Below are 25,464 nucleotides of genomic sequence, written 5' to 3'. Positions count from 1 at the left end.
GCTCCTCCATCAACAGGCAGCGGGGCTCAGAAACAGCCGGAACACGGGCGCGGGCAGCTCAATCGTCGGCGGCGCTGGACTGCGGCTGAGCTCCGGCCGCCATGGCCCCGGCCGCGTGCTGCACGGCCCGCACGATGTTGTGATAGCCGGTGCATCGGCAGAAGTTGCCCTCCAGCGCATGCCGGATCTGGTCCTCGCTGGGGTTGGGATTGGTCCGCAGCAGCTCAGCGCTGCTCATGATCATGCCGGGCGTGCAGAAACCGCACTGCAGGCCGTGTTCCTCCCAGAAGCCGGTCTGAAGCGGGTGCAGTTCCCCCACTGCCCCGATGCCCTCGATGGTCAGCACCTCGCGTCCGTCCGCCTGCACCGCAAACAGGGTGCAGCTCTTGACCGCGTGGCCGTCCAGATGCACCGTGCAGGCCCCGCACTGGCTGGTGTCGCAGCCCACGTGGGTGCCGGTCAGCTCCAGTTCGTCGCGCAGGAAATGCACCAGCAGCATGCGCGGTTCCACCGAAGCCTGCCGCTGCTCACCATTGACCGTGACCGTGATGTCCATTGTGCTCATGCCTGTCCTCCGTGGAAAGTGGAAAGTCGGTGCCGACGCTTCGGAAAAAGAACGCTCAGGCGGTCTGCGCCTGGGCTTCCTTCTCCAGGTTGCCGAAGAAGATGTCGGCCTGCTGCTTGCTGATGCCGCCGATCAGGCGACCGGCCAGGCTGGCGATCATGCCCATCAGTTTGGGGTCGCCCACCCAGTCCACCCGGGTGCTCGCGCCCTGGTCCACCAGCGTCAGCGTACCCACCGCGTTCACCATGCCGGTGGGGGCCTTGGCCTCCACGCCCAGCGTCATGCGCTCGGGCGGCTGCTGGTCGCTGACGCGAATCTTGGCCTTGAAGGCCCCCTTGACCGGCCCCACCGCCACGTCCATCACGGCGCGGTAGGTGCCACCCCCCTCATCCACCATCTCACGGACGCCCGGCACACAGCGGGCCAGCACGTCCGGGTCCTGCAGCAGCGCCCACACCCGCTCGCGTGGTGCCTGAATCACGTTGGTTCCCTGTACCTGCACGTTCGTACCTCCGTCCGGAGCCCGCCCACGCACGATTGACCCACGCCGGGTTCCCGCCGTCCGAACGGTCTCCGATCTGCCACCTTGAGATGCAGCGATCTTAACACGTCGAACCTTCGCGCTCTGCCGTCTCCCCCGTCCGGTCTGGCTCGGCCTGACCGCAACTGTCGCTTGACAGACACTCAGGGTTACCGGTAACGTTACGCATATCCAAGTTCGACCATGCGGTTCAAAGGAGTCCGATGCGCTCTGCTGTCACGCTTGCCGACATCGCCAGCCACGCGGGCGTGTCCAAAATGACCGTGTCCAAGGTGGTGAACAAACAGCCCGGCATCTCTGAGGCCACGCGGCAACGGGTGCTGCAGGCCATTGAGGACCTGGGCTACACCGCCAACGCCTCGGCCCGCGCCCTGGCCGGCGGCCGCACCAACACGCTGGGCGTGGTGGTGCCGTCCATCGGGCCGCAGTACATCAGCGAGGTGGTGCGCGGCGCCAACCTCACCGCCTACGACGCCGGCCTGGACCTGCTGATCTCCACCACCCAGGAGGACACCATCCACGAGCGGCAGAACGTGGGCCGGCTGACACGCGGGCTGGTGGACGGCCTGCTGATGGTGCTGCCGCGCTCGCTGGACCGCTACGCCGAGGCGCTGCAGCAGGCGCGGGTGCCGGTGGTGGTGGTGGCGTCGGCGGATTCGGCGGTGCCGTTCCCGCTGGTGGACGCCGACCACTACCACGGGGCGCGGCTAGCCGTGTCGCACCTGCTGGAGCTGGGGCATCAGCGCATCGGGTTCATTGCGGGCCGCCGCGAGACCAGCGCCAGCCTGGAGCGGCTGCGCGGCTACCGCGAGGGCCTGCTCACCGCCGGCCTGCCGTTCGACCCTGGGCTGGTCCGGCCCGGCGAGTACACGCAGCCGGGCGGGTTCGCGGCGGCGCGCGCCCTGCTGGACCTGCCGCAGCCGCCCACCGCCATCTTCGCGGCCAACGACCTCTCGGCCTTCGGCGCGATGGAGGCGATCAAGGACCGCGGCCTGCGCGTGCCGGACGACCTGTCGGTGATCGGCTTCGACGACATTCCGCACGCGGGGCAGGTGCATCCGGCGCTCACCACCATCCGGCAGCCGCTCGTTGAGATGGGCACGGCCGGCACCCGCATGCTGCTCAACCTGCTGCACGGCGGCCTTCCCGTCACCGAGCGGCTGGTGCTGCCCACCGAACTGGTGGTGCGGGCCTCCACCGGACCACCTCCGGCCACGTGACCTGAGCTGTCCGGGCCCCGGGAAAGGCGGGGCTCTCCCACCACCGTCAAGTTCAGCCTCTCCCCTCCGGACGCCCCCCGCGTTCGTCCGGACACTATTGCCTCCAGGAGCCTGCCATGAATCACAAGCGCGTTCGTGCCCTGACCGCCCTGCTCGCCGCCAGCACCACGCTCGCCCAGGCCCAGACCACGCTGGACCTGTGGCACATCCAGACCACCGACAACGGCAAGAAGATCATTCAGGACGCCGTGAACCGCTTTCAGAAGGCCAACCCCGGCGTCAACGTCAACGTGGTGGTCACGCCCAACGACACCTACAAGACCAAGCTTAAGATCGCGGTGGGCGCCGGCAACGCCCCGTGCGTGTTCATGTCGTGGGGCGGCGGACCGCTGTACGAGTACATCAAGTCCGATCAGGTGCTGGACCTCACCCCCTTCCTCAGCAAGAACGCCGCCTTCAAGAACCGCTTCCTGCCGGCCGCCTGGAGCGCCGTCACCTTCGACGGCAAGGTCTACGGCATTCCGGCCGAGAACACCGGTGTGGCGGTGGTGCTGTACAACAAGGCCCTGTTCGCCAAGTACAACCTGCAGGTCCCCAAGACCTGGCCGGACCTGCTGAAGGTGGTGGCCACCCTCAAGCAGCACAACGTGGCGGCCTTCTCACTCGCCAATAAGGCCAAGTGGCCCGGCAGCATGTTCTACGGCTACCTGGTGGACCGCATCGGCGGCCCGGACGTGTTCAAGAACGCCGTGACGCGCACCAAGGGGGGCAGCTTCGCCGACCCGACCTTCGTGAAGGCCGGCCAGATGCTGCAGGACCTGGTGAAGGCCGGAGCCTTCGTGCAGGGCTACAACGGGCTGGACTACGACAGCGGCGTGTCGCGGCAGCTGCTGTACTCGGGCCGCGCCGCCATGGAGCTGATGGGCACCTGGGAGCTCGGCACCATCAAGAACGAGAACCCGAACTTCCTGAAGAACGTGGACTTCTTCTCGTTCCCCACCGTGCCGGGCGGCAAGGGCAACGCCAACACAGTGCTGGGCACGGTGGGCGACAACTTCTACAGCGTCTCCAAGACCTGCAAGAACCCCGATGCGGCCTCCAAGCTGCTCACCTACCTGATCGACGATCAGGCGGCCCAGGACCGGGTGGGCGACAACCGCCTGCCGCCGGTGAAGGGCCTGAAGGTCACCGATCCGCTGCTGCAGCGCATCCAGCAGCTGGTCAGCAAGGCCCCCAGCGTGCAGCTGTGGTACGACCAGGACCTGGCGCCTCAGCTGGGTGAGCTGCACAAGGACACCAGCCAGGCGCTGCTGGGCCTGAGCGTCACCCCGCAGGCCGCCGCTGACCAGATGGAAACGCTGGCCAAGAAAATCCTGAAGTAATCGCGGCGCGGGCGCCGGCCGGAAGCGGCCCCGGCGCCCGCGCTCCACCGGCCAAGGAGTCGCCATGAGCCTCATCACCCCCGCCAAACCGGTCCGTGTGCCGTCACGGACGCGTCAGGTGCGCAGCCAGAACTGGGTGGCGGCGGCCTTTCTGCTGCCGGCCCTGCTGACGCTTGTCGTGTTCCTGGTGTACCCGCTGCTGTCGAGCTTCCGGCTGTCGCTGCTCAACTGGAACGGGCTGGGCAACACGGCCCGCTTCGTCGGCCTGCAGAACTGGGCCGACCTGCTGCATGACCGGGTGTTCCTGACCGCCATCCGCAACAACGGCGTGCTGGCCGGGCTCTCGATCCTGGTCCAGATCCCGCTGGGGCTGGTGCTGGCCTTCCTGCTCGACCGGGCCGGCCGCGCCTCCAGGGCGCTGAAGGTGCTGTATTTCCTGCCGCTGCTGATGTCCAGCGTGGCCATCGGGACGGTGTTCCGCAGCATCTACGACCCGAACTTCGGGCCGCTCAACAGCGTGCTGCGTGCCCTGCACCTCGATGTGCTGGCCCAGGACTGGCTGGGCGACCCGCGGCTGTCCCTGATCGCGGTGATCGCGGTGGTGTGCTGGCAGAACGTGCCGTTCTACATGCTGCTGTTCCTGGCCGGGCTGTCGAGCATGCCGGCCGAACTGCGCGAGGCGGCCACCCTGGACGGCGCCACCGAGCCGGTGATCTTCTGGCGCATCACGCTGCCGTTCCTGCAGGGCACCATCCGCAGCGCCATGGTGCTGTCGCTGATCGGCTCGCTGCGCTACTTCGACCTGGTGTACGTGATGACCGGGGGCGGGCCCTCCAACAGCTCGGAGGTGATGGCCACCTACATGTACCGGACCGTCTTCAGTTCGTTCAACATCGGCTACGGCGCCGCCATCTCCAGCGCCATGTTCATCATCGTGGCGGTGGTGGCGGGCCTGACGCTGCGCGCCACCCGCCGCTTCGAGACGGAGGTCTGACGTGACCGCCACCCGTCCCCGTTCCTCGCGGCCCAGCCGCACCCTGGTGGTGCTGGCGGCGGTGGTGTGGCTGCTCATCACCACGCTGCCCTTCGTGTTCATGGTGCTCACCAGCGTCAAGAGCCAGAGCGACATCTACTCCACCCCGGTGTGGGCGCTGCCGCGCACCCTGGACCTGAGCAGCTACCTGGCGGTGCTGCATGGGCCCTTTTTCGGCTACCTGAAGAACAGCATCTTCGTGGCGGTGGTGAGCATCGTCCTGACGCTGCTGCTCAGCAGCATGGCCGCCTTCGCCTTTGCCCGGCTGCGCTTCCGGCTGAACGGCCTGCTGTTCAGTCTGGTGGTGGCGGGGCTGATCGTGCCGGTGCACGTCACGCTGATTCCCATCTACCTGATGTCGCGCGCCATCGGCGTGTATGACACCCCCTTCGCCCTGATCGGGCCGTACGTGGCGTTCGCCCTGCCGATCAGCATCTTCATCCTGACCGAGTTCATGCGCCAGATCCCCCGGGAACTGGAAGAAGCCGCCCACATTGACGGTGCCGGCCCCGCCACGCTCTACGGCCGCATCTTCGTGCCGCTGTGTGCGCCGGGCCTCGCCACCGTGGCGATCTACAACGGCATCGGCATGTGGAACGAGTTCATCTTCGCGTATGTGCTGACCTCCAACCCCCAGAACCGCACCCTGCCGCTGGCCATCTGGGACTTCCAGGGGCAGTACAGCAGCAACGTGCCGGCCATTCTGGCGGTCGTCACGCTCACCACCCTGCCGCTGATCGTGGCGTACATCTTCGGCCAGGAGCGCATCATCCAGGGCATGATGGCCGGCTCCGTCAAGGGCTGAAGGCCAACCCCGGCCCCGCTTCTCCCCGCACCTCAAAGGATCCACCATGACCACTGCCTACCTCAGCCACCATGCCCCCTGGGGCGCGTACGCCTCCTTCGTGCTGGGCACCCACGGACACGGCGGCGGCTTTGCCGTCTCCGACGTTCATGCTCCGGAGCAGAGCGTCTACGTGGGGTACCGTACCGGCCAGCAGGCGGTGCAGCTGCTCCCCTTCCTGAGCGCCCCGCTGGGACTGGGCGAACTGGCCTATCAGGCGAACGCGGACGGCGTGGCCCGGGCGGCCCCGGAGGTCCGGACCGTGCCGGAGCAGGAGCTGGAACGCCGGCTCGGCTGGGCCTCGGACGAATGGCGGCACGGCCCGCTGCGGCTGCGGCTGCTGAGCCCCTTCGGGGAGGTGCCGGCCCCCGGCCAGGATGACGAGGCCCTGCGGCTCGCGGTGTGCCCGGTGGTGCTGGCCGAACTGGAACTCGACAACCGGCACGCCGACGAGCCGGCCACGGTGCTGTTTGCCCTGGAGGGCGTCACACGGCCGCTGTCCGACACCACCGGCGGTCAGCTGCTGGGGTCGGCGTCCGGACGGCTGTGGGGGGTGGCGGCGCTGCCGGGGGCCGGCATTGAGGAGGTGCAGGACTTCGACGTGATCGGCGCGGCCTTTGGAGAGCGCCGCCCGCGCATGCGGCGGCTCGGCAACACCGGCGGCGTCATGCTGACGGTGCCGCCCGGAGAGACGGGCCGGCTGGTGCTGGCACTCGGCACGTACCAGGGGGGGCCGGTCACCAGCGGGCTCGACACCACTTTTCTGTACACCCGCTGGTTCTCCGGGCTGGAGGAGGTGCTGGACTTCGGGCTGAAGCACGCCGGGCATTACCGGCAGCTCAGCGACCTGCGGGACGAGGAGCTGCGCGCCAGCGGCCTGAGTCCGGAGCGGCAGTTCCTCCTGGCGCACGCCACCCACGGGTACCTCGCCAATACCCAGCTGATGCAGCGGGACGATGGCCGCCCGCTGTGGGTGGTCAACGAGGGCGAGTACCGCATGATGAACACCCTCGACCTGACCATCGACCAGCTGTTCTGGGAGCTGCGCTACCACCCCTGGACCAGCGCCAACGTGCTGGAGCTGTTCCTGGAGCGCTACGCCTACACCGACGAGGTGAAACGCGGCATGGAGCGGTGGCCGGGCGGCCTGAGCTTCACCCACGACATGGGCGTGGCGAATACCTTCTCGCCGCCGGGCCTGTCGTCGTACGAGACCGAGAACCTGAGCGGCTGCTTCTCGCACATGACCTTCGAGCAGCTCACCAACTGGACGCTGAGCGCCGTGGTCTATGGCCTGCTGGCCGACCCGGCGTGGCTAGAGCAGCATGGAGACGCGCTGGAACAGTGCCTCACCTCGCTGCTGGCCCGCGACCTGGACCACGATGGGGTGATGGACGTGGACAGCGCCCGCACCGAAGGCGGCGCCGAAATCACCACCTACGACAGCCTGGACGCCAGCCTGGGGCAGGCGCGCGGCAACCTGTACCTGGCGGTCAAGACCTGGGCCACGCTGGTGTGCCTGGCCCACGCGCTGCAGACGCTGGGCCGGGATGGGCAGGCGGCAGCGGCCCAGGCGGCCAGGGTCGCGCGCAGCGTCAAGGCGGCCTTCGACGAGCGGCGCGGGTACATCCCGGCCCTGCTGGAGGGGGGCAGCGACGCCTGCATCATTCCGGCCATTGAGGGGCTGCTCTACCCGCTGCTGCTGGGCCTGCAGGACACCCTCAGCGAGCAGGGGCCCTACCGCGACCTGCTGCTGGTCCTGCGGCGGCACCTGCACACGGCGTTGCAGCCTGGCGTCTGCCTGGACCCGCAGTCGGGCGGCTGGAAGCTGTCCAGCACCAGCGACAACACCTGGATGTCCAAGATCTTCCTGTGTCAGGTGGTGGCCGAGGAGGTGCTGGGCGTGCAGCCGGACCCCCGCTGGGACGCCGCTCACGTGGCATGGCAGCAGGTCGGGTCAGCGGCCCACGGCCCCACCGATCAGGTGCGCTCCACCGATGGCGCCGACCTGGGCAGCCGGCTGTACCCGCGTCTGGTGACGGCCGTGCTGTGGCTGCCGCGCCGTCAGGCCGCGCTGCTGCCGGAGCCGGTTCAGGAAGCGGCGCGCTAGCACCGGCCGGAACGAACGGCGGGAGGCGGGGAGCCCAAACCAAGCTCCCCGCCTCCCGCGGTCTGCCGTGGGTTGCGCTCCTGCCTTCAGATGTCCTCGCTGCCGGTGTCCATCCGCACCACCTGCGGCTGAAAGCGGCCCAGCACCTCCACCAGCGGCTGCTGCGCGGCGATCACCTGCTCGATGCGCTTGTAGGCCTGCGGCGCCTCGTCAATGCCGCCGCCGATCAGGGTCACGCCGCGCTCCTTCAGGTACTGCTGCACGTCGCGCTTGTTCAGGCTGCGCTCGGCGGCCTTGCGGCCCAGCTGACGGCCCGCCCCGTGGGAAGCGCTCTCCAGCGCCGCCGGTTCGCCGCGCCCGCGCACCAGAAAGGCCGGGTCAGCCATGCTGCCGGGAATCAGGCCCAGCTGTCCACGTGCCGCCGGGGTCGCGCCCTTGCGGTGCACGATCAGCTCGCGGCCATCCACCATCTGTTTCCAGGCGAGGTTGTGGCTGTTGCTGACCGACAGCAGCGGCGTCATCTTCAGGGCGCGGCTGATGCGCTGATGAATCTGCTCGTGGTTGGCCAGCGCGTAGCGCCCGGCCAGATTCATGGCCGTCCAGTATTCCTGGCCTTCCTCGCTGTCCAGGCTCAGCCACGAGAGCTTCTTGGCCGCCGGGTCCAGGCCGGGTCGGGCTGCCTCGGCCAGCCGGGTATAATGCCCGGCCACCTGCGCCCCGAAGCCGCGCGAGCCGCTGTGGGTCAGCAGCGCCAGGTAGTCACCGGCCGGCACCCCATTCTGCTCCTGCTCCAGGGTGAAGCGACCGAACTCCGCGAAGTGATTGCCACTGCCGGAGGTGCCCAGCTGCGTCACGGCCTTGTCGTGGAGGTGGCGCAGCAGCGGCAGCGCCTGCCAGTCCGGGTCGTCCAGCACCTCGTGGGGCAGCCGCTCACGACGGTCCCAGCCCACCCCGGCCCCGAAGCGGGTGTGCCGCTCCAGCAGTTGCTGGGCTTCAGCAGTGGACAGGCTGCCGCGGGCGAACACCGACAGGCGCATGCTGCACCCGATGTCCACGCCCACCCCGTAGGGAATCACCGCATTCTCGGCGGCCAGCACCCCGCCAATGGGAAGGCCGTAACCCACATGCGCGTCGGGCATCAGGGCGCCGGAGCGGCTGACCGGCAGGCGCATGGCCACGTCCATCTGGGCGCGGGCACCCTCCTCAATCAGCTCGGCGCCATACACGGTGTAGGGCTGGGGCCGCTCGTGCAGCTGATCCGCGAGCTGATCGATCTCCTCCTGCAGCTGCGCTTCCAGGCTGCGGGCCAGCGTGTCGTAGGTGCCGCCCAGGTAGCCGGCCGGGTTCTGACGCACCAGCGCCAGCTCCGCCAGAATCTCGTGACGGGTCAGGCCCATCGCCTCACGGCGGCCCGCCGCGTCCAGCGCCAGCCGGATGTCTGCTCCCGTGAATCCCAGGTTGGTGATGTGCTTGCCGTTCATACCGAATGTTCCCCGTTCCGCGTGCAGGCACGCAGGACCCAGTGTGCAATCTGGAGACTCGGTAAACATCCGGCAGGTGGCCTGCAGCAGACTAGGCCAGATGGCTGGACGGCTCAGCGCCCGTGGGACACCAGCCGGATGCCGGGCAGACCCAGAAACAACGCGAGGTAACGATTCTCGAGCTGCCGCACGTTCACGTGGGAGTCGCTGGCGGTGGCGCTGAGTCGGACGCTCAGCAGCGACCCGCCCAGGGGCCTTAGCTCCCACATCAGCTGCACGGTGTTCCGGCCCTGCTGCTGGATGGCATACCAGGGGAACTGAAGAGGGGGCGACTCCCCGGTGGAACCCGGCCGCCCGGTGCTGGTCTCGCTATCCGGAATACTGAACCCAGAAAAGCAGGCCCGGACGACGGGAGCGTCGCGTGGGCAAGCGCTCGACGTGTAGCCGGGCACCGGCGTCTTCCACGCCCTGGACTCCAGCTCCCTCAGGTCGCGAAAGCCCATCAGGAGGGTCTCCTCCGGGCTCACCCGGCCCCCGTCCTGCAGCTGCACTTCTACGATCACCTCACCATGCGCTGGCCTGGGGGCGAGCGTGATCTGGAGAGCGTGGGCAGAGGCAGCCACCAGCAGCAGCCCCAGAGCGAGATGCTTCATCTCCTGCACCGCGAGGAGCGCGTCTCTGAGCCTTGCTGAATGACGAACATGGCGATTCAGCGCCCGCTGGCCACGAGCCGGACGCCCTCCATGTTCAGGAAGGCGTTCAGGTAGCGGTCTTCCACTTGGCGCACGTTCAGGCTGGGGTCGGAAGCGGTGCCAGTCACCCGGACGGCCAGCAGGGAGCCGCCCACGGGCCGCGAGTCCCAGACCAGCTGCACGGTGTTCTTGCCCTCCTGCTGGGCGGCCTGCCAGATCATGTGAACGTGGACCGGCTCGCCCTTGGCACTCCGCAGTTCGATGCCCTTGCCCTGTTCTTCGTTCCCTTCGTCCGGGAAGTGGAACGCCGCGTAGCCGGGCAGCGGTGACCGGAACTGGTTGATCAGCAGCGCCGTGAGATCGGCGAAGCCCACCACACCGGCCTCGTGTTCGGGCTCCAGCTTGCTGCCTCCCGGCACCTGGGAGTGGACCTCCACGATCACCTCGCCGGGGGCCGGTGTAGGCGTAGTGGACATGGCGGGGGCACAGGCGGCGAGCAGCAGCGGAAGGGCTAGGAGAAGGCGCTTCATCTCCGGCACCCTAGCCGAAAGATGAAGCGCCCATGAGCAATGTTGTGGCCCGCCTTCTTACTCGTCGGTGCTCAGCACCGCCAGGAAGGCCTCCTGCGGCACCTCCACCGTGCCGATCTGCTTCATGCGGGCCTTGCCCTTTTTCTGCTTGCTGAGCAGCTTCTTCTTGCGGCTGATGTCGCCGCCGTAGCACTTGGCGAGCACATCCTTGCGGAACGCCTTGACCGTGGCGCGCGCGATGATCTTGCCACCGATGGCGGCCTGCACCGGCACCGCCCACATCTGGCGCGGAATCACCTCGGCCATCTTGTCCACCACCTTGCGGCCCAGGCTGTAGGCCTTGCTCTCGTGGACGATCACGGCCAGCGCGTCCACGATCTCGCCGTTCACGTAGATGTCCACCTTCTGCAGGTCGCCCTCGCGGTAGTCAATGATCTCGTAGTCCATGCTGGCGTACCCGCGCGAGATGCTCTTGAGCCGGTCGTGGAAGTCGTACAGGATCTCCGCGAACGGCACCTGATACACCAGCTCCACCCGCTTGCCCATGTAGTTCATGGTGACCATGCTGCCGCGCCGCTCCTGCAGCAGCTGCATCACCGGCCCCACGTGCTCCTCGGGCAGCATCACGCTCATCTTGATGTACGGCTCTTCCACCAGTTCGATGCGGTCGCGGGTGGGGAATTCGGCCGGGTTCTGGGTCACGATCACCTCGCCGTTGGTGAGCGTGATCCGGTAGATCACGGCAGGGGCCGTCGCGATCAGGTCCAGGTCGAACTCGCGCTCCAGGCGCTCCTGCACGATCTCGGCGTGCAGCAGCCCCAGGAACCCACAGCGGAACCCGAAGCCCAGCGCCTCACTCGTCTCCGGCTCGAAGCTGAAGGCCGCGTCGTTGAGCTTCAGCCGCTCCAGCGCCTCCCTCAACTTGCGGTAGTCCTCGGTGTCGGTGGGGTACAGTCCCGAGAACACCACCGGCTGGGCCGGCTTGAAGCCGGGGAACGGCTCCAGGGTCGGGTGCTCACGGCTGGTCACGGTGTCGCCCACCTGAGCGTCCTGAATGTCCTTGATGCCGGCGGCGATCCAGCCGACCGACCCGGCGGCCAGCACGTCACTCACGATCAGCCCCGGCGTGAAGGTGCCGACCTTGTCCACCTCGAAGTCCTTGCCGGTGTTGAACAGCGTCACGGCGTCCTTGGCCCGGACGGTGCCCTCCAGCACCCGCACGAACAGGATCACACCCTGGTAGGCGTCGTAGAAGCTGTCGAAAATCAGCGCCTTGAGCGGCGCCTGCGGGTCGCCGGGTGGCGGCGGAATGCGCTCCACAATGGCTTCCAGGATCTCCGGCACCCCGGCCCCGGTCTTGCCGGACGCGAAGATGGCGTCCTCGGCCGGGATGCCCACCACCTCTTCCAGTTCCTGGGCCGCGCCCTCCGGATCGGCGGCCGGCAGGTCAATCTTGTTCACCACCGGGATGATGGTCAGGCCCGAGTCGATCGCGAGGTAGGCGTTCACGATGGTCTGAGCCTCGACGCCCTGGGAGGCATCCACCAGCAGCAGCACGCCCTCACAGGCGGCCAGCGAGCGGCTGACCTCGTAGCCGAAGTCCACGTGCCCGGGCGTATCGATCAGGTTGAAGACGTACTGCTCCCCGTTCGGGCGGGTGTAGTTCAGGCGCACCGGGGTGCTCTTGATGGTGATGCCGCGCTCGCGCTCCAGTTCCAGCGTATCGAGCGTCTGGTCGCGCTTGTCGCGTTCGCCCATCGCGCCCAGGTGCTCCAGGATGCGGTCGGCCAGCGTGCTCTTGCCGTGGTCGACATGGGCGATGATGGAAAAGTTCCGGACGTTCACGCCGGGCATTCTAGCGGCCTGCCCCCGCTCACAATAGGAGCACGTGCCGGAGTGCGGCTGCGTCCGCACTTCTGCCCCGGATGTTGGCTGCGCTACAGAGCCTGGACCCGCCACACGTCGGCGTCTTCACATTTGCCGTTTTCTCATTTCCGCTATACCTTTGCCCTCCAACACTCGTTCAATGTGAAGCTGTTTCACACATTGCCACGGCCTGGGAGGGCGCAATGAGCGATTATCAGCAGGATCTGTTCCGTTATGTTGCTGAGGAATTTGCAGAGGACTTCCACCAGGGAGAATTGCCGCGCCGGGAGTTTCTGCGCCGCAGTGTGCTGCTGGGCGGCTCGGTACCGGGCGCCCGGCTGCTGCTGGCGACCCTGGGGGTCACCGGTGTGAGTGCGGCCGAACTGGCGGCCGCCCAGACGGCGGCCCCGCAGAACGAGGCGGCCACCAACAGCTACCACGTGGACCCGGCCGACACGGCGCTGGAGGCCGGCCCGGTCACGTATCAGGCGCTGGGCCGCACCAACTACGCCTACGTCGCCCGCCCCAAAGGCATCGCCAGCGCCCCGATCGTGATGATCATCCACGAGAACAAGGGCCTGCAGCCGCACATCGAGGACGTGGCGCGGCGCATGGCCAAGGCCGGCTACATCGCAATGGCCCCGGACTTCGTCTCCATCGATCCGGGCAGCCGCGACGGTGGCACCAAGAAGTACAGCGACATCGCCCAGGTGTCGGCCATCATCGCCAAGCTGGCCCCGCCGGATCTGGCCGCCCACGGCCTGGAAGCAGTGAAGTTCCTGAAGGCGCAGCCCGGCGCGCAGGCCGAGCACTTCGGCATGGTGGGCTTCTGCTGGGGCGGCGGCATGACCTGGACCATGAGCACCCTGCTGCCGGACCTCAAGGCGGCCGTGCCGTTCTACGGCCCCTCGCCGTCCTTCACCGACATTCCCAAGATCAAGGCGGCGGTGCTGGGCATCTACGGGGGCCAGGACGCCCGCATCACCAGCAATGCGCCGGCCACCGACAAGGCGCTCACCGATGCGGGTGTGAAGCACGAGTTCAAGATCTACGCCGACGCCAACCACGCCTTCCACAACGACACCGGGGCCAACTACAACAAGGCCGACGCCGAGAACGCCTGGGCCAGCACCCTGGTCTGGCTGCGCGCCAACCTCTGAAGCGAGGGCCACAGCGGCCCGAAAGAACGGGGGCCCTGCTGGTGAAGTTCGGCGGGGCCCTCGTGCTGTTCGGACGCTCAGACCGGGTCCGGCTTCAACGCACGTGGAACACGGGCGCGGAACGCCGGGCTGGCCAGCAGCGCCGCCAGCAGCACCAGCCCGCCACCCATCGGCCCCAACCACAGCAGGTGCGTCCCGGCGACCAGCCCGCCCAGCGGCGCGCCCAGCGCCTGCCCCAGGTACAGGGCGCTGGCATTCAGGGCCAGGGCTACGCCCGGCGCGTCGGGACCCAGCTCCACCACCCGGCTCTGCTGCGGCGGGTTGATGGCCAGCGACGCGACGCCCCACACGGCGCACAGCACCGCCACCGCCCACGCCGAGGGGGCCAGCACCGGGAACAGCAGCAGCACGGCCGCCGTCAGCAGCAGCCCCAGCAGCAGGGTGCGCGGTCCGCTCCACAGGTCGTTGAGCCGGCCGCCCAGCAGGTTGCCCAGCAGCCCCGCCGCACCGAAGCCCAGCAGCAGCAGGGTGACGCCCAGGGTGCCGAGTCCGGTCACGGTGCGCAGTGTAGGGGCCAGATACGGGTACAGCGCGAACTGGCCCATGTACAGCAGCAGCATCACCAGCAGGGCGCGGCGCAGGGCCGGACGCTGCAGCAGCTGCAGCCAGTGGGCGGTGGGGCGCGGCACCTCCACGCGGCGCACCAGGAGGGCCACCCCGGCCAGCGCCACCACACTCAGGCCCACCACCAGCCAGAAGGCCGCCCGCCAGCCGAAGGTCCCGCCGATCCAGGTGCCGAGCGGCACGCCCAGCACCGTGGCCACCGGCACCCCCACGAACACCAGCGCCAGCGCCCGGCCCCGCAGCTCCGGCGGCACCAATGCGGCCGCCACCCCGGACGCGACCGGTGTAAACAGAGAGGCGCCCACCGCCGACAGCACCCGCGCGGCCAGCAGCAGCGGAAAGGTGGGGGCCAGCGCTGCACCCAGGTTGCCGAGCGTGAACAGCAGCAGGGCAACCAGCAGCAGTGGCTTGCGCGGCAGGCGACTGGTCAGGCTGCCCAGCAGCACGGCGCTGAGGGCGTACGTGAGTGAGTAGGCGCTGACCACCGCGCCGGCCGAGCCGAGCGGCACGTGCAGGTCGCCGGCCAGCACCCCCAGCAGGCCAGCCACCACCAGGGCGCTGGTGCCGATGGCAAAATTTCCGAGCGCAAGAATCCACAGAGAACGAGGCATGTCAGGAGCATGCGCCGGGTAGTATGGTGGTACAAGGGTGTGGTTATCCTGGTAGTCGCACTCCTCCCCTTTCCGAGGTTTCCATGACGACAGCCGCCCACTCCGGACTTCAGCCCCCGCCAGAACTCAACCTCACCCTGGACCGCCGTGCCGAACTGGCCGACTTTCTGCGGACCCGGCGAATGCGCCTGTCACCGGAACAGGTGGGGCTGGGTGGGGCCGGCCGTCGACGCACGCCCGGGCTGCGGCGCGAGGAGGTGGCGCTGCTGGCCGAGACCAGCACCACCTGGTACACCTGGCTGGAGCAGCGCCGCGACATCCGGGTGTCGGCCCCGCTGCTGGACCGGCTGGCCCGGGCGCTGCTGCTGGACCACGGAGAACGCACCCACCTGTTCGCCCTGGCGGGGCTACCGCTCCCGCTGAGCACCGAGCTGCATGAGGACGTGTCACCGGCCGTGGAACGCTTTATACACGGCCTGAGCCAGCCGGCCTACGTGCTGGGGCGGCGCTGGGATTACCTGACCTGGAATGCGGCCGCTGAGGCGGTGTTCGGGAGCCTCTGGCTGCTGCCGCCGGAGGAGCGCAACATCCTGCGCCGGCTGTTCCTGGACCCGGAGCGGCGCCTGTTTCACACCGACTGGCACTGCGCCGCGGCCGGGCTGGTGGCCCGCTTCCGCGCGGACAGTGCGCCCTTCCTGGAAGAGCCCTGGATGGCGGCCCTGATCGAGGAACTGCAGACGCGCAGCCCCGACTTCCGTCGGCTGTGGGCCCGTCATGATGTGCGGGGCGATCCGGACGGCCTCAAGGACTTCCAGCACCCGGAGATGGGCCGCATGATCTTCGAGCACCTGATCCTGCGGCTGCCCGACGCGCCGGACCTGCGGGTGGTGGTGTACACCGCCCTGCCCGAGTGGGACACCCCGGCCAAGCTGCAGCGGCTGCTGGCCGCGCCCCGGACCCCGCCGTCAACCGTGGTGGCCACCCTTTGAGTGACCCGGCCCGGCTGTGTTACACTAGCAAGGCTTGCCCGGCGGCGGCGGCTCACCCAAGACGTGAGCGTGCCCCAGGCTGAAGAAGGAGTATCAGTTATGGCGAAAGTGTGCGAAATGTGCGGCAAGGGGCCCATCGTGGTCAACTCGGTCATCCGTCGCGGTAAGGCCCGTGCGGCCGGCGGCGTGGGTCGCAAGGTCACCGGGATCAGCAAGACCCGTCAGGTGCCCAACCTCCAGAAGGTCACCATCCGCAAGGAAGGCGCCAGCGTGCGCCTGCGCCTGTGCACCAAGTGCATGCGCGCGGCGACTGCGGCCTGAAGCTCGTTCAGGCAAGCAGCGGCCCCCGGGACATCCCGGGGGCCGCTGCCGTTGCTGCCGCCCGGACAGTGGTAAGCCTCGGCCTGCCCCTGAGGCGTGGAGCCCGCCGGGTCTCAGTGCGGCTGGACCGGGTGATGCGGTTGCAGATTGATGCCCAGCACCACGGCGGTGTGGTGCTGACGGGACAGGCGCAGGCGCGCAAAGCTGGTGTCCTCAAACTGAAACCAGGCGCGGCTGGCGCCCAGAAGCTCACCCAGCACCGCATTGAGAAAGCCGCCGTGTGAGACCACCAGGAAGTTGCTGCCCGGCAGAGCCCACAGGTCGTGGAGCGCCGCCAGGGCGCGTGCCCGGAACTGGACCTGCGACTCTCCACCATCCTGGGTGAAGGGCGAGAAGTCATGACGGAAGCTGGGAATGGGATAGCGCTGGGCCGATTCCTGCCGGGACATGCCCGCCAGAGGGCCGTTGTCGAATTCACGCCATAACGAGCTCACTTGCGGCGTGAGCCCCAGCGGAGCACAGACGATCCGGGCCGTTTCGGAAGCGCGGCTCAGATCGGAGCAGACCACTGTGTCAAAGCCAGGGGGATGGGCCTGCCAGTAGGCGGCGAGCCGCTGCGCCTGCTGGCGACCCAGCTCGGTCAACGGGCTGTCGTAGCGCCCCTCATGCACCTGTTCGTCATCCGCCCGGCTCCGGCCATGCCGCAACAGGATCAGCTGCACCTGACTCTCCATGTCAACCTGCTCTTCCCGTGGGGACTGGGCGCCAGGCTCAGGCTTCAAGAACAGACCTCAAGCGAACGCGACCGGAGCTGGAAGACCATATGAACCACGCCACCGACGTCCTGGCTGATCTTCAGGGCCGGGGGCCGGCCATGCCCTGCGGGCGGCGCTCCGGCAGGAAGCTCAGCACGATCAGCAGCAGGGTGCCCACAACCACGCAGCTGTCGGCGATGTTGAAGATCGGGAACTCGCCGGCCCGGAAGGCGCGGGTCACGGCTGAGAGCGCCGGCGACACGATCATGTCGGTCACGCGGCCCCGCCACAGGCCATCGATGGTGTTGCCGATGGCCCCCGCCGCGATCAGCGACAGCACCACCGCCAGCAGGCGCGGCTGGGGCCGCCGGAACAGGTAGGCCAGAATACCCAGCCCCACCAGCAGCCGCAGGATCGCCAGCGGCACCGTGGCGCCGGACAGCAGGCTCCAGGCGGCCCCGGTGTTGTAGGTCAGCTGCCAGCTGATCAGGCCAGGGACGAACGGTTCCGGCGCGGCGCCGAGCGTCAGGTGGCTGCGCGCCCAGGCTTTGAGCAGCTGGTCTGCCACGATCAGCACGGCCGCGATCAGCAGGGCGGTCCAGCCGGACAGACGCGGCCGGGTGGTCAGGGGGTCAACATGCACCCGGTCAGTATAGGGGGGCGTGAGCGAGGTGCTGGTCTGGGCACGCGGAACCCGCCAGAATGGGTGGATGGCGAACGTTGAATCCTTCGATCTGGACCACACGAAAGTCAGGGCCCCCTACATCCGACTGGCGGGCCTGAAGCGGACGCCGCACGGCGACGCCATCAGCAAGTACGACCTGCGGCTGCTGCAGCCGAATGTGGCCGCCATTGACCCGGCCGCCATTCACACGCTGGAGCACCTGCTGGCCGGCTACCTGCGCGACCACCTGCCGGATGTGGTGGACGTGTCCCCGATGGGCTGCCGCACCGGCATGTACATGGCGGTGATCGGGGAGCCGGACGAGCAGCGGGTGCTGCAGGCCTTCGAGTCGGCGCTGCAGGACGTGGCGGGTCATGACCGTCCGATTCCCGGCGTCAGCGAGCTGGAGTGCGGCAACTACCGCGACCATGACCTGGATGCTGCGCGCGGCCACGCCCGCGACGCGCTGGGCCAGGGCCTCAAGGTGCAGCCGACCATCCTGATCGAGCGCTGAGCGAACACGCCAGAGGGCCCAGGCACGTTGTCTGGGCCCTCTTTCCTGCTACCTGTTGCTACTCCGCCTGATAGTCGCCGCTCTTGCCGCCGCTCTTGGAGAGCAGGCGCACGTCCTCAATGCGGATGGCTTTGCTGGCGGCCTTGAGCATGTCGTAGACGTTCAGGGCCGCCACCGTGACGGCCGTGAGCGCCTCCATCTCCACCCCGGTCTGCCCGCTGGTGCGGACGGTAGCCTGCACCCGCACGCCGCGCTCCAGCAGCTGCACGTCCATCTCGACGCCCTGGATCGGCAGCGGATGACACAGCAGCACCACGTCGCTGGTGCGCTTGGCCCCCTGGATGCCGGCCAGCCGGGCCACCGTGAGCGGGTCACCCTTGCGGTTGTGCCCGCCATCCAGCGCGGCGCGGGCCTCCGGCGGCAGCACCACCCAGCCCTCGGCGGTGGCCGTGCGGGCGGTGCTGACCTTGGCGCTCACGTCCACCATGCGCGGCTGGCCGTCGGTAAAGTGGGTCAGCTCCGGCGCCTCGGCGGCCACCCTCAGTCCTCGGGGAGCTTGAGGCCCTTGAGGGCCGCGAACGGCGTCTGCCGGGCGTGCTGATCGCTCAGCGGCGCGCCGAGCTCATGGGCGTGCGCGTCCTCGATCGGCACGGCGGCGCTGTGCTCGCAGGGCCCCTCGTTCAGGTCGTGGCCGCACACCTGACACAGGCCCTTGCAGGCCTCGTCGTGCAGCACGCTCAGCGGCGCGGCCAGAATGGTCATCTCGGCCAGGTAGCCGCTCAGGTCCAGGTCCGGGTTCCCGAACACCAGCAGTTCCTCGCCGGTCTCGGCCTCCTCCAGAAACGGCTCCTGCACCGCCGGGCGATACTGCATCAGGGTGCCGAGCCGCAGCTCCAGCGGCACCTGCACCGGCTTGAGGCAGCGCGAGCACTCCTGCTCCAGGGTGGGTTCAAAGTGGCCCTGCAGCCACAGCTCGTCACCCTGCAGGGTGTTCACGTCAATGTCGTAGGGGGCGGGGCCGGCAAACTTCAGCGTCTGTGGCCGGCCGCCCTGCTCGTAGGTCAGCTGCGTGACCTCACCGCTGGCGCTGGCGTCGCCGGGGGCGCGCAGCAGGCTGCCGAGGTGGATGCGGGGGGCTTCCGATGTCATAGCAGAATCATAGAGCCTGCCGCCCCCCGGAATCAGGAGCGCGGTGTCAGTTCGCGCACGGCAGCCCTCACATGGCGGCGCTAGAATGCCCCGCGTGTCCCGCAAGCTGCCGCTCTACGTCCTGCGCGAGGTGCTGCCCTGGTACCTGGGCGGCCTGCTGCTGTTTCTGTCGTTGCAGATGACCGACTCGCTCACCAGCACGGTGGGCTACCTGATCACCTACCGGGTGGGCCTGGGCCAGGGCCTGCTGCTGTTTCTCAATCAGCTGCCGCTGATCTTCAACCGCTGCCTGGTGCTGGCGGTGCCATTCGCGGTGCTGCTGGCCTTCGGGCGGCTGGCCAAGGACAGTGAGTTCAAGGCGATGTTCAGCGCCGGCGTGGCCCCCACCCGGGCGTTGTGGCCGCTGCTGCTGCCGGCCGCCGTGATCGGGGTGTTCGCGTGGTACAACGCCGGCTGGCTGACCCCCGCCACCCAGGCGCGCTGGTGGAACGCCTGGTACGGGGTCTACGGCGTACAGCCGCCGCCGCCCAGCCAGGACCGCTACGCCTTCGCGCAGGGCGACACGCTCTTTACCGCCGGGCGGGTCCAGAACGACCGGCACAGCCAGAGCGCCCAGCTGATCGGGGTGCTGATCCAGCGCGGCCAGGAGACCTACACTGCGTCGTCGGGGGTCTGGGACGCGGCCAAGCAGACCTGGAGCATCTCCAACGGCTGGGTGGTCGGGCAGGACGGCGTGCCGCGCCAGATGGTGGCCCCGCTGACGCTGCCGCAGCATGACGTGCTGAAGCAGCCGCCCACGCCGCCCAACCAGACCAGCACCCCGGCGCTGCGCGCCCGGCTGGCGGCTGACCAGACCGACAGCCCCGACCGGCGCGACGCCGCCTTCGAGCTGAGCCGCCGCAGCGCCGACCCGGTCACGCCGCTGGCCTTCGCGCTGGCGGCCGGCGCCCTGGGCCTGCTGATCCGCAATCGCGCCTGGGCCGCCGGCTCGGTGATCCTGTTCATCTTCTCGTTCTACGTGCTGTGGAGCACGGTACCGCAGCTGGCCCGCGAGGGCGCCCTGACGCCGGATCTGGCCGCGTGGCTGCCGAACCTGGTGTTCATCAGCCTGGGTCTGCTGCTCACCTGGAGGCTCCGGTGAGCGCCGGCCCCACCCCGGAACCGCGCGCCGAACTGCCCCGCCTGCGGGTGGGTCGCCGGTTCCGGCGCCCGCAGCTGCGCCGCTTTGACCGCTACGTGCTGGAGGAACTGCTGCCGTACCTGCTGGCCGGGCTGGCGGTGGTGATCCTGCTGCTGCTGCTGGCGGCCCTGCAGAGCGTGATCGCGCCGCTGCTGGCCAAGGGCGCCTCGCCAATGCTGGTGCTGCGGCTGGTGGCGCTGCAGGTGCCGGAGGCCATCGCGCGCGGGCTGCCAATCGCGCTGCTGTTCGCGGCGCTGCTCGGCACCTCGCGGCTGGCCGCCGACGCCGAACTGAAGGCCGCGCAGGCCAACGGCATCCCCGGTACCCGGCTGTTCGTGCCGATCATGGCGCTGAGCGCCTCGGTGGCGCTGATCAGCTTCGTGGTCTCGGAGACGGTGGTCCCGCGCGCCAAGGTGCAGGCGCTGAGCGTGCAGCGCGAGATCGTGCTGGACAACCCCCGGGTGCTGGGCCTGGGCACGGCGGGCGTGGTGCTCAAGGACGCGCTGGGCCGCGCCATCAGCGTGCAGGAGGTGCACAGCGGCGGCGTGCTGCAGGGCCTGCGAATCGTGACTCAGGCGGACGGCCAGACCGCCCGTGAAGTGATCACCGCGCGCCAGGGCCTCCTGATTCCCGGCAGCAACGTGCTGGCCCTGCAGGACGGCCGGCGCATCACCTACCAGGACACCCGCCCGATCACGGTGGTGGAGTTTGAGCGCGGCACGCTGCCGGTGCAGGACCTGCAGGCCAGCCTCAGTCAGCAGGACCAGCTGCTGCCGATCTACCTGACGCTGCCGGCCCTGATTGAGCGGATCCGCGCCTACCGCGCCCAGCACATCAGCGCCCCGGCCGACTTCACCGCGCTGCAGCGCAAGTTTGCCGAGCCGCTGGCGGCCGTCACCATGGGCTTTTTCGCGGTGGCGCTGGCGGTGTTCAGCTTCCGCAGCGGCGTCAACATCGGGCTGGTGTGGGTGCTGATGCTGACCTTCGCGTACTACGCCACCTGGAGTGTCTTCCGGGTGATGGGCGAGAACGGGGCGATTCCGCCGGAGGTGGCCGCCTGGGTGCCGACCCTGCTGTACCTGGTGGCGGGCCTGGGTCTGCTGACCGCCGCCCGCCGTTAAAGCGGCTTGGGTCACGGTTCATTTTTATCAGGACAGAATGACGCAGTCGGAATTGCGCACCACTGAACATTGCCCGCTGCATGGAGCTTTCCTCAACGCAGAAGCTGCGCCAAACCTTCTTCACCTCGCATTCATGGCTGCGGTGAGGTGTCTACACTGAAGCCAATCATGAATCGCCCGCCCACTGACATCGTGACCCTGCGCGTGGCCCACTGCCGCGCCGAACACGCCGCCAATGGCGAGCAGTACCACCTGGCGGTGCTGCACTACCGCATCTGCCTGGAAGCGGCCGAGCGCCGCGAGGACTGCCAGGCGATGCGCTTCTTCGCCCTGCGCCTGAGCGACTGCTACCGGCAGATGGGGCTGATGGACAAGGCCCGGCAGTTCCGCGACCTGGCCGACTGCGACACCGGCCTGATCAGCTGAACCGCAGCGGCCGCACTACAGTAGAGCCATGACTGCTCCCACGCTCAGCCCGGCCGCCCAGCTGGCCCAGGCGCTGTTCAGCCCGGCCTCCCTGCAGGACCCGTACCCGCTCTACGCCCAGGGGCGCCGTATGGACGAGCTGCTGTGGGTACCGGAGTGGAACGCCACCCTCCTGTTCTCGTATGCGGCCACGAATGCTGTGCTGCGCTCCCCGGCCGCCCTGAGCGGTCAGGCCATCGGGGCGCAGCTCGCAGACTACCCGGAGGCCGGCACGCTGCTGCGCAACATGATGCTGTTCCAGAACGGCATCCCGCACACCCGCCTGCGTGGGCTGGCCCAGGCCGCCTTCACGCCGCGCGTGATCGAGGGCCAGCGCGAACTGGTTCAGGAGCAGCTGGACCGGCTGCTGCAGGCCGCCGCACAGCAGCCGGACTTCGACGTGGTCCGCGACCTGGCGGTGCCGCTCCCGGTGGGCGTGATTACCCGGATGCTGGGCCTGTCCGGTCAGGACGAGGCGCAGTTCCGGGCCTGGAGCGGCAGCATCGCCGATCTGCTGGGCGGTGCGGAGCAGGGCGAAACGCTGATGCAGCGCATTGAACACGACGCGGCCGAGATGCGCGGCTACTTCCGCGACCTGGCCAGCGAGCTGCGCCTGAACCCTCAACCGGGCCTGCTGAGCGCCCTGGCCGCCGCCGAGGACGGGGGCGAGCGGCTCAGCGGCGACGAGCTGCTGGCCAACGCGGTGCTGCTGCTGGCGGCCGGCCATGAGACCACCACCAACCTGATTGCCGGGGGCGTGCTGACGCTCTCGCAGCAGCCGGAGGCGTGGCAGGGACTGGTGGCCCGCCCGGAGCTGGCACTGCAGGCCACCGACGAACTGCTGCGGCTGGTGGCACCGGTGCAGATGACCGGCCGCTCCCTGAGCAGCGACGTGGTGGTGGAGGGGCGCACCCTGCCGGCCGGCAGCCACGTCCAGCTGATCCTGGCGGCCGCCAACCGCGACCCGCGCGTCTTTCCGGATCCGGACCGCCTGGACCTGCAGCGGCCGGGCGCGGCGCGCCACCTGTCGTTTGCCAGCGGCCCGCATTACTGCCTGGGCGCCAGCCTGGCCCGGATGGAAGGCGAGCTGACCTTCCGGACCCTGGCCGAGCGCCACCCGCAGCTGCAGGTGCCGGCCCAGCCGGTCACCTACCGCCCCAACTTCGTGCTGCGCGGCCCGGCCCGGCTGCAGGCCCGGCTGAACTGAGCGGCGAACGGGCGCCGGTTCGCGCTCGGGCAGCCCGCTGAACCAGCGTATGGTCCACGCTGCGCCTGGACCCCGGTTCACTCCCTGTAGCTACGGAAGACCCGCCTTGACCTTCGGGCGGGTCTCCTGAGCATGATGTGCTTATTCCTGCAGGCGCTTCCCTGCTCGGGTTGTGCTGCTCAGCGGGTGCCGATCCAGGTCACGTCGGTGGGGCCGTCATCGGTGGCTCCGCCGGTCACCACCAGCTTGGTGCCCAGCACACCCGCTACCGGCGACTGGCGTGGGGCGGGCAGGTCGGTCAGGCGGGTCCACTTGTCGGTCTTGGGATCATAGTCCAACACCGTGTTTGACTCCTTCCCCTCCACGTCGTCGGGCGCCGGGTTTTCGGCCAGCGTCACGCCGCCGGCCACCACGATGTGGCCGTTCCAGACCACGGTGGAGGCCATGGTGTGGCCCAGCGGCAGCGGCAGGTTCTTGCGGGCACTCCAGCGGTCGGTGGCCGGGTCATACACCTGCACGTCCGGCAGGTCACCGGCCACCTCGTCTCCCAGGTGCTGGCCGCCGATGGCGTAGATCAGGCCGTCCAGCGCGATGCCTGATAGGTGGTTGCGGGGGGTGGGCAGCGGAGCAGCCTCGGTCCAGTCACCCGAACCGTCCAGGTCCAGCACCCAGTGGGTGCCGAAGTCCTGGGTGTAGTCGTGCAGTTCAGTCGCATCACGCCGGGTGCCGCCGAAGAAGTGCAGCTTGCGGCCCACCAGCGCCAGCGCCCCCGCACCCCGGGGAGCCGGCAGGGACGGACCGGCGCTCCAGCGGTTGGTGGCCGTGTCATAGATCCAGACGTGGTCAGTCTCGGGGCCGGGGTGGTCCCCGATGAACCCGCCGGCCAGATAGACCTTCGACCCGACCGCAACGGTGGCGGCGTGGGTCACCGCCTCCGGCATGTCGGCCAGCTGGTTCCAGCGCCCGGAGGCCGAGTTGTAGACCGAGGTCCGGACCGTGACGAGCGGTTTGTTGTTGAGCAGGGTGTAGAAGCCGCCGAAGACGTACAGCCGGCCATCGATGCTGGCGCCGGCCGCTTCGTACTGGCTGATGGGGGCAGGGGCCGCCGTTTTCCAGGCGAGCGGACCGGGAGGGGTGGGGCCAGAGCCACTGCCGGGCGGCGGAGTGGATGGTTCGGCACACGCGCCCAGGGTCAGCAGCAGGGCGCCTGCCAGCCACAGGCGTCGGAGGGGAAGGACGGCGTGTCGATTGGTCATGTGGGCTCCTCAGGCTGCCGGCGGTCGCGCCGCAGGGCAGTGCAGCCAGTCTTATGTGGCTGCGGCGCATAAACCACTCAGACGCCCGGAGCATTCACGCTGACTTAAGCCAGCAGCAGCCCCAGGCGTAACCAACAGACTAGGATAAGGCATGAGCATAACTCCCAACTACCTGAGCTTCACGGTGGCCGATCTGGAACGTGCCCTGGACTTCTACCGGACGCTGGGCCTGCCGATTCCGGCCGGTGCCCACCTGAACGCCCAGGGAGACGCGGAGGACCATGTGGAGATCACGGTGGGCGGTCTGCGGATCGCGTGGGAGAGTGAGCGGCTGATCCGGCAGCTGTCGGCCGGGTGGACGCGGCCCAGCGGCCAGAGCATCGGGCTCGGCTTTCAGCTGGACCGGCCCGAGCAGGTGGACCAGACCTGCCAGCGGATGACCGGCGCCGGTTATACGGTCGTGGCCGCCCCCTACGACGCTTTCTGGGGGCAGCGCTACGCCACCGTGCAGGACCCGGACGGGCATACGCTGGACCTGTACGCCTGGCTGGAGCAGCAGGCATGAGCCAGCGTGTGCTGCTGATGGACGTGGACGGCGTGCTGGTGACGCCGCCGAGCATGTACGGCAGCGTGATGCTGCAGCGCCATCCGGAGACGATGCTGCGGTTCTTCAAGGGGCCGTTTCTGGAGGCCTCGTGTGGCCGGGCGGACCTCCCCGACCTGCTGCCTCCCCTGCTGGCCGAGCTGGGGTATACCGGCACCCGTGAGCAATTCATGCTCGACTGGTTCCGGCACGAGGATCACCTGAACCGGCCGCTGCTCGAGGCGGTGCGGGCGCTGCGGCAGGACGGGTGGCCCTGCTACCTTGCCACCAACCAGGAGCGTCACCGGCTGCACTACCTGCTGCACGACATGCAGCTCAGTGAGGTGGTGGACGGCGAGCTGGCCAGCTGCAGCGTGGGCGTGCGCAAACCGGACCCCGCGTATTACCAGCGGGTGACCGAGCGGCTGCAGCGCGCGCCCGGTCAGATCGTGTTCTGGGACGATGATCCTGGCAACGTCCAGGCCGCGCAGGCCGCCGGCTGGCAGGCGCACCTGTACCGGGACGTGGCACAGTTCCGCCAGACCATGAGCCGCTCTGAGGTGCTGCTGCCCTGAGCTGTCCGGACCGGCCCTGCAGCCTG

The 25,464-nt window shown here is 68.9% G+C and carries 27 protein-coding genes; 15 read left to right on the top strand and 12 right to left on the bottom strand.

Annotated features, from left to right (window positions below):
• Positions 1-58: 58 nt before the first annotated feature.
• Both ABOD76_RS13250 and ABOD76_RS13245 read right to left on the bottom strand, forming a co-directional pair.
• Complete coding sequence (locus ABOD76_RS13250) at positions 59-565, bottom strand: (2Fe-2S)-binding protein (RefSeq protein WP_433961774.1); 507 nt, start codon at positions 563-565, stop codon at positions 59-61.
• Between the two features lie 55 nt (positions 566-620).
• Positions 621-1,067, bottom strand: a complete 447-nt coding sequence (locus tag ABOD76_RS13245) for a CoxG family protein (protein WP_350242434.1) — start codon at positions 1,065-1,067, stop codon at positions 621-623.
• 242 nt (positions 1,068-1,309) lie between these two features.
• Here ABOD76_RS13245 and ABOD76_RS13240 point away from each other — a divergent pair, with 242 nt between their 5' ends.
• The 5 genes from ABOD76_RS13240 to ABOD76_RS13220 all read left to right on the top strand — a co-directional run bounded on the left by ABOD76_RS13240 (position 1,310) and on the right by ABOD76_RS13220 (position 7,695).
• Positions 1,310-2,326, top strand: coding sequence for a LacI family DNA-binding transcriptional regulator (locus ABOD76_RS13240; RefSeq protein ID WP_350242433.1), 1,017 nt, complete (start codon positions 1,310-1,312; stop codon positions 2,324-2,326).
• Positions 2,327-2,442: 116 nt separating this feature from the next.
• Positions 2,443-3,708 (top strand): extracellular solute-binding protein, encoded by a 1,266-nt coding sequence (locus ABOD76_RS13235; protein WP_350242432.1) that lies wholly within the window; start codon positions 2,443-2,445, stop codon positions 3,706-3,708.
• Positions 3,709-3,772: 64 nt separating this feature from the next.
• The gene (locus ABOD76_RS13230) at positions 3,773-4,702 is read left to right on the top strand and encodes a carbohydrate ABC transporter permease (protein ID WP_350242431.1); all 930 of its coding nucleotides are present in this window, start codon (positions 3,773-3,775) and stop codon (positions 4,700-4,702) included.
• Position 4,703: 1 nt separating this feature from the next.
• Positions 4,704-5,546, top strand: a complete 843-nt coding sequence (locus ABOD76_RS13225) for a carbohydrate ABC transporter permease (protein WP_350242430.1) — start codon at positions 4,704-4,706, stop codon at positions 5,544-5,546.
• 46 nt (positions 5,547-5,592) lie between these two features.
• Positions 5,593-7,695: a glycoside hydrolase family 52 protein gene (locus tag ABOD76_RS13220; RefSeq protein WP_350242429.1), complete on the top strand. Its 2,103-nt coding sequence runs from the start codon at positions 5,593-5,595 to the stop codon at positions 7,693-7,695.
• A gap of 86 nt (positions 7,696-7,781) precedes the next feature.
• Here ABOD76_RS13220 and ABOD76_RS13215 read toward each other — a convergent pair whose 3' ends face one another.
• The 4 genes from ABOD76_RS13215 to lepA all read right to left on the bottom strand — a co-directional run bounded on the left by ABOD76_RS13215 (position 7,782) and on the right by lepA (position 12,252).
• Positions 7,782-9,176 carry an RtcB family protein gene (locus ABOD76_RS13215; protein ID WP_350242428.1) on the bottom strand — a complete coding sequence of 465 codons (1,395 nt, stop codon included), beginning with the start codon at positions 9,174-9,176 and terminating at the stop codon, positions 7,782-7,784.
• 113 nt (positions 9,177-9,289) lie between these two features.
• On the bottom strand, positions 9,290-9,829 hold the full coding sequence (locus ABOD76_RS13210) for a hypothetical protein (protein WP_350242427.1): 540 nt from the start codon (positions 9,827-9,829) through the stop codon (positions 9,290-9,292).
• Between the two features lie 56 nt (positions 9,830-9,885).
• A complete protein-coding gene (locus ABOD76_RS13205) occupies positions 9,886-10,398 on the bottom strand; it encodes a hypothetical protein (RefSeq protein WP_350242426.1) in 513 nt (170 codons plus the stop codon).
• A gap of 57 nt (positions 10,399-10,455) precedes the next feature.
• Complete coding sequence (gene lepA, locus ABOD76_RS13200; RefSeq protein ID WP_350242425.1) at positions 10,456-12,252, bottom strand: translation elongation factor 4; 1,797 nt, start codon at positions 12,250-12,252, stop codon at positions 10,456-10,458.
• A gap of 215 nt (positions 12,253-12,467) precedes the next feature.
• On the opposite strand from lepA, the gene ABOD76_RS13195 reads away from it, so the two are divergent.
• Entirely contained in the window at positions 12,468-13,424 is a 957-nt protein-coding gene (locus ABOD76_RS13195) for a dienelactone hydrolase family protein (RefSeq protein WP_350242424.1), read from the top strand.
• Between the two features lie 77 nt (positions 13,425-13,501).
• On the opposite strand, the gene ABOD76_RS13190 is transcribed toward ABOD76_RS13195, so the two are convergent.
• Complete coding sequence (locus ABOD76_RS13190; RefSeq protein WP_350242423.1) at positions 13,502-14,659, bottom strand: MFS transporter; 1,158 nt, start codon at positions 14,657-14,659, stop codon at positions 13,502-13,504.
• An 83-nt stretch (positions 14,660-14,742) separates the two neighbouring features.
• Here ABOD76_RS13190 and ABOD76_RS13185 point away from each other — a divergent pair, with 83 nt between their 5' ends.
• Both ABOD76_RS13185 and rpmB read left to right on the top strand, forming a co-directional pair.
• Positions 14,743-15,648: a helix-turn-helix domain-containing protein gene (locus ABOD76_RS13185; RefSeq protein WP_350242422.1), complete on the top strand. Its 906-nt coding sequence runs from the start codon at positions 14,743-14,745 to the stop codon at positions 15,646-15,648.
• Between the two features lie 99 nt (positions 15,649-15,747).
• Positions 15,748-15,969: a 50S ribosomal protein L28 gene (rpmB, locus tag ABOD76_RS13180; RefSeq protein ID WP_350242421.1), complete on the top strand. Its 222-nt coding sequence runs from the start codon at positions 15,748-15,750 to the stop codon at positions 15,967-15,969.
• A gap of 113 nt (positions 15,970-16,082) precedes the next feature.
• Here the strand turns inward: rpmB and ABOD76_RS13175 are convergent, their stop codons facing one another.
• On the bottom strand, positions 16,083-16,703 hold the full coding sequence (locus ABOD76_RS13175; protein ID WP_350242420.1) for a histidine phosphatase family protein: 621 nt from the start codon (positions 16,701-16,703) through the stop codon (positions 16,083-16,085).
• A gap of 121 nt (positions 16,704-16,824) precedes the next feature.
• The gene (gene lspA / locus ABOD76_RS13170; RefSeq protein WP_350242419.1) at positions 16,825-17,367 is read right to left on the bottom strand and encodes a signal peptidase II; all 543 of its coding nucleotides are present in this window, start codon (positions 17,365-17,367) and stop codon (positions 16,825-16,827) included.
• Between the two features lie 67 nt (positions 17,368-17,434).
• On the opposite strand from lspA, the gene ABOD76_RS13165 reads away from it, so the two are divergent.
• Positions 17,435-17,902 carry an S-ribosylhomocysteine lyase gene (locus tag ABOD76_RS13165; RefSeq protein ID WP_350242418.1) on the top strand — a complete coding sequence of 156 codons (468 nt, stop codon included), beginning with the start codon at positions 17,435-17,437 and terminating at the stop codon, positions 17,900-17,902.
• 58 nt (positions 17,903-17,960) lie between these two features.
• On the opposite strand, the gene moaC is transcribed toward ABOD76_RS13165, so the two are convergent.
• Positions 17,961-18,389, bottom strand: a complete 429-nt coding sequence (gene moaC / locus ABOD76_RS13160) for a cyclic pyranopterin monophosphate synthase MoaC (RefSeq protein WP_350245267.1) — start codon at positions 18,387-18,389, stop codon at positions 17,961-17,963.
• Positions 18,390-18,442: 53 nt separating this feature from the next.
• Entirely contained in the window at positions 18,443-19,051 is a 609-nt protein-coding gene (locus ABOD76_RS13155) for a YceD family protein (protein ID WP_350242417.1), read from the bottom strand.
• Between the two features lie 85 nt (positions 19,052-19,136).
• Between ABOD76_RS13155 and ABOD76_RS13150 the strand changes: the two genes are divergently transcribed.
• From ABOD76_RS13150 to ABOD76_RS13135, 4 genes are all read left to right on the top strand, one after another.
• Positions 19,137-20,192 carry an LptF/LptG family permease gene (locus ABOD76_RS13150; RefSeq protein ID WP_350242416.1) on the top strand — a complete coding sequence of 352 codons (1,056 nt, stop codon included), beginning with the start codon at positions 19,137-19,139 and terminating at the stop codon, positions 20,190-20,192.
• Positions 20,189-21,352, top strand: coding sequence for an LptF/LptG family permease (locus ABOD76_RS13145; protein ID WP_350242415.1), 1,164 nt, complete (start codon positions 20,189-20,191; stop codon positions 21,350-21,352). The genes ABOD76_RS13150 and ABOD76_RS13145 overlap by 4 nt, the downstream gene beginning before the upstream one ends.
• 168 nt (positions 21,353-21,520) lie before the next feature.
• Positions 21,521-21,778, top strand: coding sequence for a hypothetical protein (locus ABOD76_RS13140; RefSeq protein ID WP_350242414.1), 258 nt, complete (start codon positions 21,521-21,523; stop codon positions 21,776-21,778).
• 28 nt (positions 21,779-21,806) lie between these two features.
• Entirely contained in the window at positions 21,807-23,024 is a 1,218-nt protein-coding gene (locus tag ABOD76_RS13135) for a cytochrome P450 (protein WP_350242413.1), read from the top strand.
• A gap of 179 nt (positions 23,025-23,203) precedes the next feature.
• Here ABOD76_RS13135 and ABOD76_RS13130 read toward each other — a convergent pair whose 3' ends face one another.
• Positions 23,204-24,280: a Kelch repeat-containing protein gene (locus ABOD76_RS13130; protein ID WP_350242412.1), complete on the bottom strand. Its 1,077-nt coding sequence runs from the start codon at positions 24,278-24,280 to the stop codon at positions 23,204-23,206.
• Between the two features lie 151 nt (positions 24,281-24,431).
• On the opposite strand from ABOD76_RS13130, the gene ABOD76_RS13125 reads away from it, so the two are divergent.
• Together ABOD76_RS13125 and ABOD76_RS13120 are read left to right on the top strand one after the other, a co-directional pair.
• Entirely contained in the window at positions 24,432-24,845 is a 414-nt protein-coding gene (locus ABOD76_RS13125) for a VOC family protein (protein ID WP_350242411.1), read from the top strand.
• A complete protein-coding gene (locus ABOD76_RS13120; protein ID WP_350242410.1) occupies positions 24,842-25,438 on the top strand; it encodes an HAD-IA family hydrolase in 597 nt (198 codons plus the stop codon). The genes ABOD76_RS13125 and ABOD76_RS13120 overlap by 4 nt, the downstream gene beginning before the upstream one ends.
• Positions 25,439-25,464 lie beyond the last annotated feature (26 nt).

The sequence above is a fragment of the Deinococcus sonorensis KR-87 genome (assembly GCF_040256395.1).
Lineage (GTDB): Bacteria > Deinococcota > Deinococci > Deinococcales > Deinococcaceae > Deinococcus > Deinococcus sonorensis.
This window is presented reverse-complemented; position numbering and strand designations above follow the sequence as displayed.

Excerpts from the sequence above, each read along its gene's own strand:
- ABOD76_RS13150 (WP_350242416.1), top strand. The coding sequence starts at position 19,137 with ATGCCCCGCGTGTCCCGCAAGCTGCCGCTCTACGTCCTGCGCGAGGTG.
- ABOD76_RS13230 (WP_350242431.1), top strand. The coding sequence starts at position 3,773 with ATGAGCCTCATCACCCCCGCCAAACCGGTCCGTGTGCCGTCACGGACG.
- ABOD76_RS13240 (WP_350242433.1), top strand. The coding sequence starts at position 1,310 with ATGCGCTCTGCTGTCACGCTTGCCGACATCGCCAGCCACGCGGGCGTG.
- rpmB (WP_350242421.1), top strand. The coding sequence starts at position 15,748 with ATGGCGAAAGTGTGCGAAATGTGCGGCAAGGGGCCCATCGTGGTCAAC.
- ABOD76_RS13135 (WP_350242413.1), top strand. The coding sequence starts at position 21,807 with ATGACTGCTCCCACGCTCAGCCCGGCCGCCCAGCTGGCCCAGGCGCTG.
- ABOD76_RS13205 (WP_350242426.1), bottom strand. The coding sequence starts at position 10,398 with ATGAAGCGCCTTCTCCTAGCCCTTCCGCTGCTGCTCGCCGCCTGTGCC.
- moaC (WP_350245267.1), bottom strand. The coding sequence starts at position 18,389 with ATGGTGGACGTGAGCGCCAAGGTCAGCACCGCCCGCACGGCCACCGCC.
- ABOD76_RS13175 (WP_350242420.1), bottom strand. The coding sequence starts at position 16,703 with ATGGAGAGTCAGGTGCAGCTGATCCTGTTGCGGCATGGCCGGAGCCGG.
- ABOD76_RS13220 (WP_350242429.1), top strand. The coding sequence starts at position 5,593 with ATGACCACTGCCTACCTCAGCCACCATGCCCCCTGGGGCGCGTACGCC.
- ABOD76_RS13140 (WP_350242414.1), top strand. The coding sequence starts at position 21,521 with ATGAATCGCCCGCCCACTGACATCGTGACCCTGCGCGTGGCCCACTGC.
- ABOD76_RS13155 (WP_350242417.1), bottom strand. The coding sequence starts at position 19,051 with ATGACATCGGAAGCCCCCCGCATCCACCTCGGCAGCCTGCTGCGCGCC.
- ABOD76_RS13235 (WP_350242432.1), top strand. The coding sequence starts at position 2,443 with ATGAATCACAAGCGCGTTCGTGCCCTGACCGCCCTGCTCGCCGCCAGC.
- ABOD76_RS13215 (WP_350242428.1), bottom strand. The coding sequence starts at position 9,176 with ATGAACGGCAAGCACATCACCAACCTGGGATTCACGGGAGCAGACATC.
- ABOD76_RS13190 (WP_350242423.1), bottom strand. The coding sequence starts at position 14,659 with ATGCCTCGTTCTCTGTGGATTCTTGCGCTCGGAAATTTTGCCATCGGC.
- lepA (WP_350242425.1), bottom strand. The coding sequence starts at position 12,252 with ATGCCCGGCGTGAACGTCCGGAACTTTTCCATCATCGCCCATGTCGAC.
- ABOD76_RS13125 (WP_350242411.1), top strand. The coding sequence starts at position 24,432 with ATGAGCATAACTCCCAACTACCTGAGCTTCACGGTGGCCGATCTGGAA.
- ABOD76_RS13130 (WP_350242412.1), bottom strand. The coding sequence starts at position 24,280 with ATGACCAATCGACACGCCGTCCTTCCCCTCCGACGCCTGTGGCTGGCA.
- ABOD76_RS13165 (WP_350242418.1), top strand. The coding sequence starts at position 17,435 with ATGGCGAACGTTGAATCCTTCGATCTGGACCACACGAAAGTCAGGGCC.
- ABOD76_RS13250 (WP_433961774.1), bottom strand. The coding sequence starts at position 565 with ATGAGCACAATGGACATCACGGTCACGGTCAATGGTGAGCAGCGGCAG.
- ABOD76_RS13120 (WP_350242410.1), top strand. The coding sequence starts at position 24,842 with ATGAGCCAGCGTGTGCTGCTGATGGACGTGGACGGCGTGCTGGTGACG.
- ABOD76_RS13185 (WP_350242422.1), top strand. The coding sequence starts at position 14,743 with ATGACGACAGCCGCCCACTCCGGACTTCAGCCCCCGCCAGAACTCAAC.
- ABOD76_RS13210 (WP_350242427.1), bottom strand. The coding sequence starts at position 9,829 with ATGAAGCATCTCGCTCTGGGGCTGCTGCTGGTGGCTGCCTCTGCCCAC.
- ABOD76_RS13195 (WP_350242424.1), top strand. The coding sequence starts at position 12,468 with ATGAGCGATTATCAGCAGGATCTGTTCCGTTATGTTGCTGAGGAATTT.